Below are 14,031 nucleotides of genomic sequence, written 5' to 3'. Positions count from 1 at the left end.
ACCGCGCTCAGAAGCGCTCGGGCCGGATCAGGACGTAGACGAGGTAAAGGGTCAGGCCGACCGAGACGGCGGCGCCCAGGATCAGGTCGAACATGGCGGTCACAGCCTTTCGCAGGCGTAGGCGTAAGCCACGCCCAGGCCGAAAAGCCCCACCAGCAGGGCGAGCAGGATGACGTCGAGCATGCGGATGTTCCTCACGAACGAAACCCGGAAGGCCCTCGACGGGACGCTTTCCGGGCGGGATGGGTCGATGCTGAGGAGACAGCCGATGGCCATCAAAATTCGATGGCAAAGCCGGGGGCTGGAAATAAAAGGATTTTAACGGCGGCCGGCGCGGAAGGCGCGGGCTGACGGGCAAAACCGCCCCGACCTCAATGGGTTGAGCACCTATTCCGATTGGATGCATGGAAAATCCGGCATGGGGACGAATAAAGGGCGGCGGAACGGAGCTGCCGCAATCCCTTTGGCAATTCCCGGCAAACGGCGGATAAGTTCTCCCTGGAAACGGGAGCGACACCCCGGCGCTGCGGAAAAGAACCCATGACGACACGCTTTCGCTGGCTGGCCGCTTTGACCGCCTTGATGCTGGCCGGCGGCGCGCACGCCGCCGATGCCCCACCCGCCGCCAGCACACCGGCGAGCACCCCCGCCGCCAGGGCCGACCGCCTGGCCCAGGCCGATGCCGCCCGCCAGCGGCAGACGCCGGCCGACGTGAAGGCGGCACGGGCCCTGACGGCGCAGGGGGACCGCGCCTATCGCCGGGGCGAGTATGGCAAGGCCTACGCCGCGTACAGCAGCGCCTACCCCAACAGCCCTCTGGCCTACGCCTATGTCATGGCCAGCGACGCCCATTGGCGCGCCGTGGTGCAGGCTCACGCGGCGGCGCGCAAGAAGGGCGGCAAGCGCTGCGACCCGGTGGGCAGCGACCGCCTGGCGGGCGACTTGGCGCAAAGCCTGGAGCAGGAGCTGGACTTCGGCCTGGCCCTGGCCGCCCACGACAAGGACCGCGCCTTCCTGGACTCGCCCCTGGCCATCCGCGCCGGCGGCATCGCCACTTGCCTGCGCGACCTGACCCAGCGCCTGCGCGCCGGCGCCCCCCGCTGCGACGACACGCGCGCCATCGAGCACTGCCTGGGTGAGCCGCTGCCGGTGGGCGGTGGCTGACAAGCTCAATTGACCATGGGCGCACCCTGCCCTATCGTCCGGTGGTGCGGTCGCCAAGCCGCCACCGGACCCGCGGGAAGGGCTGAGCCCACTGGCCATATCCTGCGCGGTCACACCTGACCTTTGTGCAGCCGGATTTGCGGGTCGTCGGCGCCTCATGCACGGAGGTTCGCTTATGACCCGATCCCTTCCCGACCATCCCCATATCGACCAGTTGAAACGCCAGGCCAAGGAACTGCTGGCGTCCTACCGGCGCGGTGACGCCGACGCCCTCGCCCGCTTCCGGGCCAGCCTGCCGGCGGCCCGAGGCAAGGACGACGCGGCCCTGGCGGCGCTGACGCTGCGCCTGCACGACGCCCAATCCTGCCTGGCGCGCGAATATGGCTTCCCCTCCTGGGCCGAGCTGGATGCCTTCGTCGCCAGTCGCCGGGCCACCTCGGCCAACAGGGCGGAGGCCCGGCTTGAATGGTTGCGCCTGGTGTATCCCGGTGACATCAGCGGCAGCATGCGCCGTCCGCGGCCAGCCGCCGCTTTGCGCCTGCTGGCGGAGAACCCGGATGTGGCGGCGGGCGATCCCATCCTAGCCTGCGCCATCGGCGATGTGGAGCGCGTGCGCCAGGCCATCGCCCAAGACCCCGCATGGGTCAACCGCGCCGGCGGCCCGCTGCGACTGCCGCCCCTGGTGGCGGTCGCCCACTCCAGCCTGGCGCGGGTGCCGGAGGTCGCCGGGCGCCTCCACGCCTGCGCCCAGGCCTTGCTGGCAGCGGGTGCCGATCCCAACCAGGCGGTGGGCAACCGCTGGCCGCCCGCCAGCGTGGCCCAGCCGTCGGAAACGGAGCGGCTGTCGGCCCTTTATGGCGCCGCCGGGCAGAACCATGACCCGGTCCTGACCGCCCTGCTGCTGGATGCCGGGGCCGACCCCAATGACGGGGAGTCCCTGTATCATGCCCTGGAAAGCACGGCCTGCGTGGAATTGCTGCTAAGGGCCGGTGCCGTTGTCGCGGGCACCAATGTCCTGTACCGGGCATTGGACCTGGACAATCTGCCGGTGCTTCGGCTGCTGCTGGCCCATGGCGGCGACGCCAATGAACCGGCGCGCAATCGCCCCATCTCCGACTGGGGATCGCCGCTGCTGTGGGCCATCTACCGGCGCCGCTCCGCCGCGCACATCGCGGCCCTGCTGGCGGCGGGCGCCGACCCGGCCGCCCGCCTGCCGGACGGTACCAGCGCCTACACGGTCGCCCTGCGCTTCGGCATGGCGGATGTGGCGGAGGTGCTGCGCCAGGCGGGCGGAGGTGCTGCGCTGTCGCTGGAGGACCAGTTCGTCGCCGCCTGTGCCGCCGGGGATGAGGCAGCGGCGCGCGCCCTCCAGGCCCAGCGGCCGGACCTGCCCGCCAGCCTGTCGGACCGGCAGCGGCGCCTGCTGCCGGAACTGGCGGCGCAGGGGGGCTGCGACAACGCCATCGCCGTCATGGTCCGATTGGGCTGGCCCCTGACCGTGCTGGCCGGGGACTGGAACGCCACCGCCCTGAACCACGCCGTGTTCCGGGGCGACGCCGCCCTCACCCGCTTCCTGCTGGACCACGGCGCCCGCTGGACGGAGAGGCACGGCTACGGCGACGATGTCAGCGGCACCCTGTCCTGGGCGACGCTCAACCAGCCGGAGGACAGCGGGGATTGGGTGGCCTGCGCCCAGGCCCTGCTGGCCCACGGCATGCCGGTGGCCAAGGCACCGGCAGACGGCCAGGGTGGCGTCCTGATCGATGGCCACAGGAAGTGGTTCTCGGAGGAGGTGACGGAGGCCCTGTTGGCCGCCGCCTGAACCGATGCCCTACTCATCTATGGTCCAATGACCAGGGTTAGGTCGTTATTCGCGCATCCCGATATCAGTCTGTATGGCAATGGTGCGTCCATTAATCACCTGGACCGTACGACTAAGGAACACCCGCGCCTTATCGGCGTGAATGACAAGGGTGTGGGGGTCATCCCAGTGTAAATCTATTCTCACGACATGATCCGCGCGGAAAATAGGCTCCCCCACTACCGGCTTTCCTTCTTCCACTAATATTACAACTGTCGGCGTGGCTACAGTTGCATCCGTTGCCACCTCAGCCACGACCGCATCGATGCCTTTGCCTGGGGTAGTAATGCGTCTTTGCTCGGTATACGACTGGTCTGGAGAACACGCCGTTAACAATAGAGCGGCAGCCAAAGATGAGGGCCATAACCCAAGTTGAGACATTACTCACATCACAGTGAAATCGGAGCATAGGGCATATTGACATTAATATGGGTTATCCGGAATTTGTGTGCATTTTCTCATTAAAAATATTCTGACAAGGGCCGGCACGCGTATTTCCGGCCCTCTCGAGGGTGGGGATCTCTCCGCTTGAGGCGTCAGGGCGATCCCGCCTCCGCCACCAGTTGCGGCACCGCATCGCACGCGCGGTTGGCGGGACAGACGGCGCCGGTGGGGCGGATGTTGACCACGGCCGTGCCGGTGCGATCCAGGCCCAGGACCCGGGCGGCCGCGGCCGACAGGTCCAGCACCCGGCCCTTCACGAAGGGTCCCCGGTCGTTCACCCGCACCTGCACCACCTGGCCATGGGCCGACACCTCGATCACCGTGCCCAGGGGCAGGGTGCGGTGGGCGGCGGTCAGTCCCTCGGGGTCGTAGGCTTCGCCGCTGGCGGTGCGGTGGCCCGCATGCTCCCGCCCGTACCAGCTGGCCTTGCCGACCTGGGTGTGGTCATCCCCTGTCGTGGTGTTCCCCAGGGCCAAGGCCGGCGCAAGCGCCAGCCCGGCACCCAAGGCTAGGCAACCCCATCGCTGCGTCCTCATGGGACTCTCGCCGTCGTTGTTGAAATGGGTCGGGGCTTAGCCGCCGAAGGGAATCAGCACGTCCAGGCCGAAGGTGGTCTGTCCCTGATCACCGGCGAAGGGCCGGGCGTCGCCCAGCGAGCGGTCGTAGCGCACCTCCGGCCGCAGGGCGAGGCCGTCGGGAAGGGCGTCCCAACCCAGGGTGGCCGCCGGCTTCCACGTCACACCCGCGGTCAGCGCCATATAGGTCGCCCCCTGCCCCGCCGACAACACCGGCGCGCGCGTGGGCTGCCCGGCCTCCGCCAGCACATAGTCCTGGTTGCCCTGGAAGGCAGCGACGTAGAAGCCCTGGACGTCGCGGAACAGCTCAGTCCGCAGGGTCAGCGAAACCGCGTCGCTATACTTCCAGGTGGCGTACTGAGCGGCGCCGAACGCCTCCGCCTTCACCAGATCGTCGCGGACATAGTTCAGCTCGGTGATCAGGGTCAGGGCGTCGCTGGCCTTCACCGTCAGCACGGCGTCGTTGATCCAGCGCGCCTCGTCATTGGCGTTCTTAAGTCCCAGGGGAGCCTTGGTGCTGGCGTTCTCCGGCCCGACATGGGTCAGGGCCACCAGGGTGACGGTGCTGTCGGCGTTGGCGTAACCGAAGCCGAAGATGCCGGACCAGGCGTCGTTGTTGTCGCCATCGCGCCCCAGGCTGGTGTTCACGCCGCTGTCGACGCCGCCGTAGAGATCGATGCCGCCCGACAGGTGCAGGGTGGCCAAGGCACCGGTGTGCTTGAACGGCAGGCCGAAGTTGAAGATGTAGCTGTGGCTGTACAGCGGGTTGCTGGACGCCACGATGGTCTCCGCGCCCAGGGGCGAGGCGTACTGCCCCACCTTCAGGTCCAGGCTGCCGCCGGCAACGTCGGGCACGTGAAAAGCCACGTTGGCCTCCACGATGTCCAGCTGCGTGCGCTCGCCGATGGTGCGGTCCAGTTCACCCAGGAAGTGGGTGTAGCGGGCATCGGTGCCGTACATGCCCTGCAGCTTGAAGCCCCAGCCGAAGTCGTCGCCCGAACCGGCATCCTTGGCGATGGTGCCAACGGCCTGGTTCAGCACCAGCTGGTCCGTACGGTCGGTGAACAGGTGGCCATAGTTGGGGCCGCGGTCGGCGCCATGGTCCGCCGCCGTGATGCCGGCCTCCACCAGGCCGCTGACGGTGATGCCGGCGGGCGCCGCAGCGGGCGCGGCAGCGTCCTCATCCGCGCGGGCGGCGGCGGCGCCCAGCATCAGGGCGCAGGCGGCCGTGGCCGAGGCGATGCGCAGCGCGGTGCGGCGGCGGCGGCGGGGAATGGTGGACTGGATGGAATGCGACATGGGAAGGCATCTCTTGATCTTCTTCGCCGGCGGGGTGCCGGCTTGGACGCCAAGAGACGTCAAGGCCGCCTTAAAGTTCGATGTGAAAGCCGGGGGGCGAAAATCAAAAAGCCTTTATTCAACCTGCCGTCCCGGGGCCGCCCTCCCCGGGCTAACCGTTAGCGCCGCCTACCCCCATTGTTGAACAATGTGACCGCGTCATCCGTCACCCTTGGCAAACGCCTACCGCTTGTGAAAGCATAGCGCCGACTAACCCCGCCTCGGCATGAAGGCGGGCGCATAATGGGAGGAGACCAGCGCATGACCATGCTGTGGGAAAAGTCCTATCCGCCGGGCATCGAGTGGAACAGCGAACCGCCCCTGCCCACCTTGGTGGAGGATTTGGACCACGCCGTCGCCACCTGGCCCACCAATCCTTTCCTGATCTGCATGGGCCAGACCATGGACTTCGCCACCTTCGGCGCGCTGTGCGCCCGCGTGGCGGCCAACCTGGCCAAGCTGGGCGTGGGCCCGGGCGTGCATGTCGGCCTGCACCTGCCCAACACCCCTCATTTCGTGCTGGCCTTCTATGCCGTGCTGAAGGCCGGCGGCGTGGTCGTTCCGCTGAGCCCGCTGGATGCGGAGCGGGAGCTGACGCACAAGCAGACCAAGGCCGACATCCGCCTGGTCATCAGCTTCGCCGGCCTGGCGGACAAGCTGCCCCTGGCCGATGGGGTGCGCCTGGTGGTGGCCGGCCCCACCGACTTCGCCGGCCAGGGCGTGCCGGCGGAGGCCCTGCCCAGCGGCGCCCTGCCCTACACCGCCCTGCTGGCGCCGGCGGAACCGCCGGCCGCCGGCTGGCCCAAGCGCGCGCTGGACGACCTGGCCACGCTGCAGTTCTCCGGCGGCACCACCGGCCTGCCCAAGCCCGCCATGCTGACCCACCAGAACCTCAGCGCCTCGGCCGGGGCCTATGACGTGTTCAGCCGCTTCATGGGCCTGACGCCGGGCCAGGAACGCATGATGGTGGTGCTGCCCCTATTCCACATCTACGCGCTGGATACGCTGATGGTGCGGGCCATGCGCAACGGTTACTGCCTGATCCTGCATCCCCGTTGGGACACCGATGCCGTGCTGGACAGCATCCGCGACCACCGGCCCACCCTGTTCGCCGGCGTGCCCACCATGCACCGGGCCATCGCCTCCAGCCCCCGGGTGAAGGACATCGACTTCAGCAGCCTGAAGTTCGTGGGCAGCGGCGGCGCGCCCCTGCCCGTGGAACTGGCCCATGAGTTCGAGGCCGCCACCGGCAAGCCGGTGCTGGAAGGCTGGGGCATGAGCGAGACCAGCCCCGCCGGCACCATCACCCCGCCGCACCGGCGCAAGGTCGGCTCCGCCGGCATCCCCATGCCCGGCATCACCATCGAGATCCGCGACCTGACCGACCCGCACAAGGCCCTGGGCGCGAACGAGAAGGGGGAGATCTGCATCAGGGGCCGGAACGTCACCCAGGGCTATTACAAGCAGCCGGAGGAGACGCGCGACGCCTTCATCGACGGCCTGTTCCGCACCGGCGACATCGGCTACCTGGACGATGACGGCTTCATGTTCATCGTCGACCGGCGCAAGGACATGATCCTGTCCGGCGGCTACAACGTCTATCCCCGCGTGGTGGAGGAGGCGATCTACGAACACCCCGCCGTGGCGGAGGTGATCGTCATCGGCATCCCCGACAGCTATCGCGGCGAAAGCGCCAAGGCCTTCGTCACCCTGCGCCCGGGCGCCGCCGCCTTCAGCCTGGAGGATCTGCGCGCCTTCCTGGCCGACAAGCTGGGCCGACATGAGCTGCCGGCGGCGCTGGAGTTCCGCGACATGCTGCCCAAGACCGCCGTGGGCAAGCTGTGGAAGCAGCCCCTGGTGGCCGAGGAACGCGCGAAAGCCGCCCAGGGGCCTGAAAGGGTGGCGACGTCGGCGGCGGAATAAACGCCAGCCAGCACCTTGAAACGGAACGGCGCCCCGGCAAAACCGATGGCGCCATCGCCGTCTTCGCGGGTATCTCCTAGCGGGCATCCGTCCCCATATTCCCAAGGAAGCCCGCGTCCCATGAGCACCCCGGCCACGAACATTCCGGAAAGCCGCGCCGACTACCGCCACTTCCAGCCCATCACCACCCGCTGGGCCGACAATGACGCCTATGGCCACGTCAACAACGTGGTCTACTACAGCTATTTCGACACGGCGGTGAACCAGCACATGATCGAGAAGGGCGTGCTGGCGCCGGATCGGGGTACCGCCATCGCCCTGGTGGTGGAGACGCAGTGCCGGTATTTCGCACCCATCACCTTCCCCGACCGGGTGACGGTGGGCGTGCGGGTGGCGCACATGGGGCGCAGCAGCGTGCGCTATGAACTGGCGCTGTTCCGCAATGACGAGGACGTGCCGGCCGCCGCCGGGCACTACGTCCATGTCTATGTCGACAACGCCACCCGCCGCCCCACCCCCATCCCGGAGGATGTGGCGGCCGTGCTGCGCACCATGGTGGCGGCGCCGGCGGAAAAGGCTTAAGGCGCGGGGTTGGCCTGGGCGGCCAGGGTCCGGGCGCGGTGGCCGACCAGACCGGTGCTGAAGACAAAGCCCGCGCCGGCCAGGGCCAGCACCAAATCCACCACCAACGCCGCCGCCGGCAAATCCGTGCCATGGCGGGCGGCGTGGGCACCGGCCAGCAGCACCAGGGCGGCCCCCAGAAGCAGGCGCAAGGTCCGCGACGCCCGCTCACCCGTGGGCGCCGCCAAGCTCAACAGCGGCAGGATCGCCACCAGGCCCCAGAAGCTCCAGAGATAGACCGCCTCCCGCGCCAGATCGGGCGCCAGGGTGAAGGCGGCCGAGACGGTCGCCGCCAGGGGCACGCCCCAGGTCACGCCGGCCCAGGCCCGTTCCAGCCGGGGCAGCGGCCGGCCCCGATCGCGCCGCCGGGCCAGGAAGATGGAAAACCCCGTGGCGGTAACGATGCTGAGCGCCAGGCCCAGCACGCCATAGACCAGGCGCACCGGCAGGCCGCCGTAGGTGGCGCAATGCAAGGCCAGCGAGGCGCCATAGACGCGCATGCCCACGGGCCCGTCCAGGAAGCCCAACGGCGCCAGCAGCTTGCCCTCGCCATCGAAATAGTTGCGGTCGCCCTGGGTCAGACCGTCGTGGCGGGTCATGTCCAGCAGGATGCGCTGCCCCTTCGTGCCCGGCCGCTCGACATAATAGAAGCGGGAGATGCGTGCCGCCCCTGGCGTGGGGTCCGCCACCTGGGCCTGCAGCAGGGCGATGGGCGGCAAGGGCCGCGGGCCGGCGTCGGCCGCGACCTGGGCGCCGCTCAAGGGGGCGTAGGCGCGGGCGAGGTCCCCTTTGTAGCCCACCTGGGCCACGGTCAGGATCATCAGGCTGGCCAGCGCGAACAGCGCGCCGGTGACGGTGATGGCGATGTGGAAGGGCAGCCCCCAGACGCTGAGCCGGTTGTGCAGGTCGGCCAGGCCCAGGCGCCGCGCCCCGGTCAGCCGCAGGGCGAAGGCGTCGCGGAAGATGCGCGGATGGGCCAGGATGCCGGAGAAGAGCAGCGACAGCAGCGCGATGCCGACCGTGCCCACGGCCAGGCCCGCCCACACTCCCGGCAGGCTCAGTTCCATGTGGACCTCGCCGATAAAGTCGGTCCAGGCGTCGGACGGCGTGTCGGCCAGCGCGCCGTCGGCGCCGGCCCGCCAGGTGACCGCGCCCGCTGGCGTGTAGGCGCGCACCGCCAGATGGGGCCAGTCCGGCCGGGGCAGCAGGCCGTAAAGGCCGGTCACCTTCTCCGCCCCGCCCGCCTGGGCGGATGCCCGCGCCAAGCCGGCGGCCAGGGCCTGGTCCACCACCTCCGGCGCCAGGGCGGCGGTCTCCGGGGTGCCGGCCCATTCCCAGCGGCTGAGGTCATCGGCGAAGACGGCGACGGCCCCGCTGAGGCAGACGATGTAGATCAGCGCCCCCAGCCCCAGCCCCAGGGCGGAATGCCCGGCCAGGGAGGACTGGACGAAGCCGCCCCGGGCGCGGGACGTGGCGGCGGCGGGGTCGGCCTTGCGGCGGGCCAGGACGCGGGCGGCGATGCGCTTCAGCATGTCTTCCCCCTCCTTCAGACGCGGGACAGCCAGGCGGCCGCCACGGCGGCGCCGGCGGTCAGCGGCAGCAGCAGGCCCACCCGGGCCAGGCGCGCGTCCACCAGCGCCCAGGTCATGGCGATGCCCCAGCCGATAGGGCCGATGAAGCCGGCGGCCACCAGGCGGTCGGTTTCCATCCCGCCGGCGCGCACCGCCACCAGGGCGGCCACCGACATACCGGTGGCGGCGGCCAGCGGGCCGGCCAACAGGGTGCGGGCCGCCCCGCGCAGGAAGACGATCCAGGCCCGCCGGCCCGGTTCCACCGGCATGGCCACCGGCGCCTTGGGGGCGCGATGCGGCCGGCGGCGCCGGTCCCGGCCCAGGATCACCACGCCATAGCCCACCAGGGAGAAGGCCAGGAAGCCGATGACGACGGCCTTGTCTGCGTCGGCCACGGCCACCCAGCCGGCGAAGCCCGCGGCGATCAGCGCCCAGCCCGGCAGGGCATGCCAGCGCGGGGCCGTGGCCGAGGCCCATACCCGCCGCAGCAGGACGATGCCCAGCACCGTCAGGGCCAAGCCCCCCAAAAAGCCCATCGTCGCCGTCATGCCGTCGCCCAAATCCCAAGGATGTCGCGGGCATCCGGCCGATCGTCCCCCGTCCGGCGCCCTCTAGCGTCCGGCACTATAAATAAGAATAATTCGCAATTGCAACTTCGAACATCATTCCCAGATGGCGAGGGCGCTGCCCAGTGGCCCGGCCGGCCGGTTCCAAGCCAGCGGCGCCCCGGCCACCATCACCGGCGGCGCCAGGCGGCGGGCGGGGCCCCAGCCGGTCTGTTCGAGGGCGGGATTGAAGTCGGCGTCGGTCTCCGGCGCCAGGGGTGTCGCGTCCGTCCCCCCCGCCCCGCCGTCCAGCAGCAGGCGGGCGGTGCTGGCCAGGGCGGTGCGGCCCACCGTGCCCTGGCCGGTGCGCGCCCGGTGCGCCAGGCCGCGCAGCGCCATGGCCGCCAGGATGTAGCCGGTGGCGTGATCCAGCGCCTGCACCGGCAGGGGCGTGGGCTTGTCGCGGCCCCGCAGGCGCATGCCGGCCTCGGCGATGCCGGCGCTCATCTGCACCAGGCTGTCAAAGCCGCGCCGCCCGGCCCAGGGCCCGTCCCAGCCATAGGCGTCCAGGCAAACGTCCACCAGGCCGGGATTGAGCGCGCGGCGGCCGTCCGCATCCAGGCCCAGGCGGGCCAAGGCGTCCGGGCGATAGCCATGGACCAGGACGTCGGCCTGGGCCAGCAGGCGCTTCAAGGCCGCCACATCGTCGGCCCGCCGCAGGTCCAGGCGGGCGCAGCGCTTGCCCAGGGTCATGTCCGGTTCCAGGTTGGGTTCCGCCCAGCCGGGCGGATCGATGCGCAGCACCTGGGCGCCGCAGCCGGCCAGGAAGCGCGTGGCCGTGGGCCCGGCCAGGATGCGGGTCAGGTCCAGCACGCGGATGCCGGTTAGGGGCCGGGCCGCATCGGGCCGCCAGTCCCGAGCGCCCTGCCCCGCCGTTTCCAAGGTCAACAGGGGGGAGGCCGCCACGGCCCGGCCCTGGGGGTGTTCGGCCCAGGCCTCGGCGCTGCGCATCTCCGCGGCGCAGCCGCCGGCCGCCACCACCGCCGCCTCAAGGTCGCCCGCCGTCCAGCCCGCCACGGCCCGGGCCACCGCCGCCCGCTCCGCCGGCACGCCCAGAACGGACAAGGCGGCGGCGCGGTGGTGTGGGGCGTTGGTGTGCAGGCGGATCCAGCCGTCGGCGGCGCGGTAGTCGCCCGCCACCGCGTCCCAGGCGGGCGGCAGGTCCCAGCCCTGGGGCCGCAGGGCATAGCCGAACCAGGCGGAGGACAGGCGGCGGTCGGCCACCACCCCGTCCGCGCCCGCCAGCTCGGCCAGGGCCAGGCCGGCGGCGGCCACCGAAGCCACGGCCAGGTCGCTGACGGCGAAGACGGACGGCAGGCTGCCGGCGCCGGTGAAGCGCACCCGGTCCAACGCGTCGGGCGCGCCGCCCAGGGCCTGCCAGATGGTCTTGAGGAAATGATGGCCGGGGGTGCTCATGGTCGGTGTCTCCCTTTAGGAACGGCCCGACGATGAACCGGTGACAATAATCGTCAATGTTGATTAACTGAATCAATATTGATTGAGACGATCAACGAGGGGGCGCCCGATGGCCGACCTGCTAACCGCCGCCCAGGCCGCCACCCGGCTGGGCGTCTCCCGCCAGACGCTGTACGCCTATGTCAGCCGGGGGCTGCTGCGCGCCCAGCCGGACGGGGACACGCGCGAGAGCCGCTACCTGGCGGCGGAGGTCGACCGGCTGGCCCTGACCCGCATCCGCGGCCGCCGGCCCAAGGACATCGCCAAGGCCACGCTGGACTGGGGCCTGCCCGTGCTGGAGTCGGCCATCACCCTGATTCAGGACGGCTACCTCTATTACCGGGGCAGCGACGCGGTGGACCTCGCCGCCCGCGCCAGCGTGGAGGAGGTGGCGGGCCTGCTGTGGCGGGTGGCGCCGGAGGAGGCGTTCGGCGGCCCCCTGCCCCAGCCGGCGCAGGCCTTCGCCGTGGCCCAGGCCGCCTTCCACGGCCGCCGGGCGGAGGAGGCGCTGCTGCCCCTGCTGGCCCTGGCCAGCGAGGACGCCGACACCGCCGCCTGGCAGCGGGCGCCCGGCCGGCTGGCGCAGGGGGCGGCGGCGCTGGTGCGGCTGCTGACGGCCTGCCTGCTGGGCACGGCACCCGGCGCGGCCCCCATCCACAAGCAATGCGCCCAGGCGTGGAAGCTGGACAAGGACGGCGCCGACCTGGTGCGCATGGCCCTGGTGCTGTGCGCCGACCATGAGCTGAACGCCTCCAACTTCACCGCCCGCTGCGTCGCCTCCACCGATGCCAGCCTGCGGGCGGCCGTCATCGGCGGGCTGGCGGCCCTGGGCGGCCCGCGCCATGGCGGCCTGACCGCGCGGGTGGAGGCCCTGTGGGACGAGGTGGGCGCGGATGGCGAGACCGCCGCCCGCCTGCGCCAGCGCCTGGCGCGGGGGGAGGACATCCCCGGCTACGGCCACCCGCTGTACCCCGCCGGCGACCCGCGCGCCGCCGCCCTGCTGGGCCGCATCCTGCCCCTGCGCCCCACCTGGGCCGTGGTGCAGGCGCAGACCCAGCGCCTGGTGGGCCAGCCGCCGGTGATCGACACCGCCCTGGTGGCGCTGCGCCGCCATCTGGACCTGCCCAGGGGTGCCGCCTTCGGCCTGTTCGCCCTGGGCCGCTCGCTGGGCTGGATCGCCCACGCGCTGGAGCAGCGCGCCGACGCCCAGCTCATCCGCCCCCGCGCCCTGTACACGGGCCCCCAGCCCACCGCCTGAGCCGAAGCGATGCACCCCGTGCCGGGTCTCACACCGGCTGGGCCGTGACCTCCAGCATCTTCTTCACCAGGCCGATGCGGTCCACGTCGTGGCGCCGCGCCATCTCCCATTCCCCCACCATGATGGAGCTGTCGACGATGAAGCGGCAGCGCTCATACCGCCGTTCCATATAGCGGGCCAGCAGATCGCCCAGCGGCGCGTCCTGGGGCAGCAGCTCGGCCAGCACCACGGCGTCCTCGATGGCCATGCCCGCACCCTGGCCCAGGTGCGGCGTGGTGGCGTGCACGGCGTCGCCCAGCAGGACCACCCGGCCCCGGTACCAGGGTGCCGGCATCATCAGCACCTCCATGGGCTTGTAGACCACCTGGGCCGGGTCGGTGATCCGGTCGCGCAAGGCCCCGATCAGGCCGCCGAAGCCCTTCATCCGGTCGCGCATCAGGGTGTGCAACTGGTCGGCCGGCATGCGGGGGTTGCCCGGCTCCTCCGACGTCACGAACAGGTACATCAGGTCGTGGGACAGGGGGCAGAGGCCGGCGTTGCCGTCCGGGCCGGTGAAGGCCGCCAGATGGTCGATCTCCGGCGGCCTCGGGAAGTTGTGGCGCCAGACCGACTGGCCGGTGAAACGCGGCCGGTACTCCCCATCCTCCCCTGGCCCGAACAGCAGGCCCCGCACCCTGGAATAGAGCCCGTCCGCCCCGACCACCACGTCATAGCGGCCAGTGGTGCCGTCGCTGAAGGTCACGTCCACGCCGGCGTCGTCCTGGTCCAGCCGCTCCACCGTCGTGCCCAGGCGCACGGCCGTGCCCTTCTCCAGCGCGGCACCGCTCAGCACCGTGTGCAGGGCCAGGCGGCTGATGCCCAGGTTAGCGGGGTACTGCGGCCCCGCCAGGCGCTGGCCCGGTATCTTGGCCAGCAGGCGGCCGTCGGGGGCGTACATGCCCACCGCCTCGAACGGGAAGCCGGCGTCGAGATAGCGGTCCACCAGGCCCAGATCGGCCATGGCGCGCACGACGTTGCATTGCTGGATGATGCCGACGCCGTAGACCGTCCATTCCTTCTGCAGTTCCACCAGGTCCACCGCCAGGCCCCGGTCGCGCAGGGCCGACGCCAGGGACAGGCCGCCGATGCCGCCCCCCACGATCAGCACGCGGCTCACACGCTGCGCCATCATCCTCCCTCCCGTTCGCTTGGTATGGGCGTTTGTTGTGGCGGCAAC

Annotated in this window: 12 protein-coding genes; 5 read left to right on the top strand and 7 right to left on the bottom strand. The window is 70.9% G+C overall.

Annotated elements, in window-relative coordinates; all coding sequences use genetic code 11:
* Nucleotides 1-7 precede the first annotated feature (7 nt).
* Entirely contained in the window at nt 8-94 is an 87-nt protein-coding gene (gene kdpF / locus Y958_RS31260; protein ID WP_081486685.1) for a K(+)-transporting ATPase subunit F, read from the bottom strand.
* Nucleotides 95-540: 446 nt separating this feature from the next.
* Between kdpF and Y958_RS06745 the strand changes: the two genes are divergently transcribed.
* Together Y958_RS06745 and Y958_RS06740 are read left to right on the top strand one after the other, a co-directional pair.
* A complete protein-coding gene (locus Y958_RS06745) occupies nt 541-1,164 on the top strand; it encodes a hypothetical protein (RefSeq protein ID WP_088871395.1) in 624 nt (207 codons plus the stop codon).
* Between the two features lie 175 nt (nt 1,165-1,339).
* Complete coding sequence (locus Y958_RS06740; RefSeq protein WP_088871394.1) at nt 1,340-2,986, top strand: ankyrin repeat domain-containing protein; 1,647 nt, start codon at nt 1,340-1,342, stop codon at nt 2,984-2,986.
* 575 nt (nt 2,987-3,561) lie between these two features.
* Here Y958_RS06740 and Y958_RS06735 read toward each other — a convergent pair.
* On the bottom strand, nt 3,562-4,005 hold the full coding sequence (locus Y958_RS06735) for a septal ring lytic transglycosylase RlpA family protein (RefSeq protein ID WP_088871393.1): 444 nt from the start codon (nt 4,003-4,005) through the stop codon (nt 3,562-3,564).
* Between the two features lie 36 nt (nt 4,006-4,041).
* Complete coding sequence (locus Y958_RS06730; protein ID WP_088871392.1) at nt 4,042-5,343, bottom strand: outer membrane beta-barrel protein; 1,302 nt, start codon at nt 5,341-5,343, stop codon at nt 4,042-4,044.
* A 300-nt stretch (nt 5,344-5,643) separates the two neighbouring features.
* Between Y958_RS06730 and Y958_RS06725 the strand changes: the two genes are divergently transcribed.
* Both Y958_RS06725 and Y958_RS06720 read left to right on the top strand, forming a co-directional pair.
* Nucleotides 5,644-7,305, top strand: a complete 1,662-nt coding sequence (locus tag Y958_RS06725) for a long-chain-fatty-acid--CoA ligase (RefSeq protein ID WP_211098558.1) — start codon at nt 5,644-5,646, stop codon at nt 7,303-7,305.
* A gap of 120 nt (nt 7,306-7,425) precedes the next feature.
* Nucleotides 7,426-7,887 carry an acyl-CoA thioesterase gene (locus Y958_RS06720; protein WP_088871390.1) on the top strand — a complete coding sequence of 154 codons (462 nt, stop codon included), beginning with the start codon at nt 7,426-7,428 and terminating at the stop codon, nt 7,885-7,887.
* Here Y958_RS06720 and Y958_RS06715 read toward each other — a convergent pair.
* The 3 genes from Y958_RS06715 to Y958_RS06710 all read right to left on the bottom strand — a co-directional run bounded on the left by Y958_RS06715 (nt 7,884) and on the right by Y958_RS06710 (nt 11,518).
* Entirely contained in the window at nt 7,884-9,458 is a 1,575-nt protein-coding gene (locus Y958_RS06715) for a PepSY-associated TM helix domain-containing protein (RefSeq protein ID WP_186291294.1), read from the bottom strand. The genes Y958_RS06720 and Y958_RS06715 overlap by 4 nt on opposite strands.
* 14 nt (nt 9,459-9,472) lie before the next feature.
* Entirely contained in the window at nt 9,473-10,045 is a 573-nt protein-coding gene (locus Y958_RS31875; RefSeq protein WP_186291293.1) for a hypothetical protein, read from the bottom strand.
* Nucleotides 10,046-10,159: 114 nt separating this feature from the next.
* Nucleotides 10,160-11,518, bottom strand: coding sequence for a CoA transferase (locus Y958_RS06710; RefSeq protein WP_088871388.1), 1,359 nt, complete (start codon nt 11,516-11,518; stop codon nt 10,160-10,162).
* A 109-nt stretch (nt 11,519-11,627) separates the two neighbouring features.
* On the opposite strand from Y958_RS06710, the gene Y958_RS06705 reads away from it, so the two are divergent.
* Nucleotides 11,628-12,815: a citrate synthase family protein gene (locus Y958_RS06705; protein ID WP_088871387.1), complete on the top strand. Its 1,188-nt coding sequence runs from the start codon at nt 11,628-11,630 to the stop codon at nt 12,813-12,815.
* A 28-nt stretch (nt 12,816-12,843) separates the two neighbouring features.
* On the opposite strand, the gene Y958_RS06700 is transcribed toward Y958_RS06705, so the two are convergent.
* Nucleotides 12,844-13,986, bottom strand: a complete 1,143-nt coding sequence (locus Y958_RS06700; protein WP_244909404.1) for an FAD-dependent oxidoreductase — start codon at nt 13,984-13,986, stop codon at nt 12,844-12,846.
* Nucleotides 13,987-14,031 lie beyond the last annotated feature (45 nt).

The organism is Nitrospirillum viridazoti CBAmc, from assembly GCF_000730165.1.
Lineage (GTDB): Bacteria > Pseudomonadota > Alphaproteobacteria > Azospirillales > Azospirillaceae > Nitrospirillum > Nitrospirillum viridazoti.
This window is presented reverse-complemented; position numbering and strand designations above follow the sequence as displayed.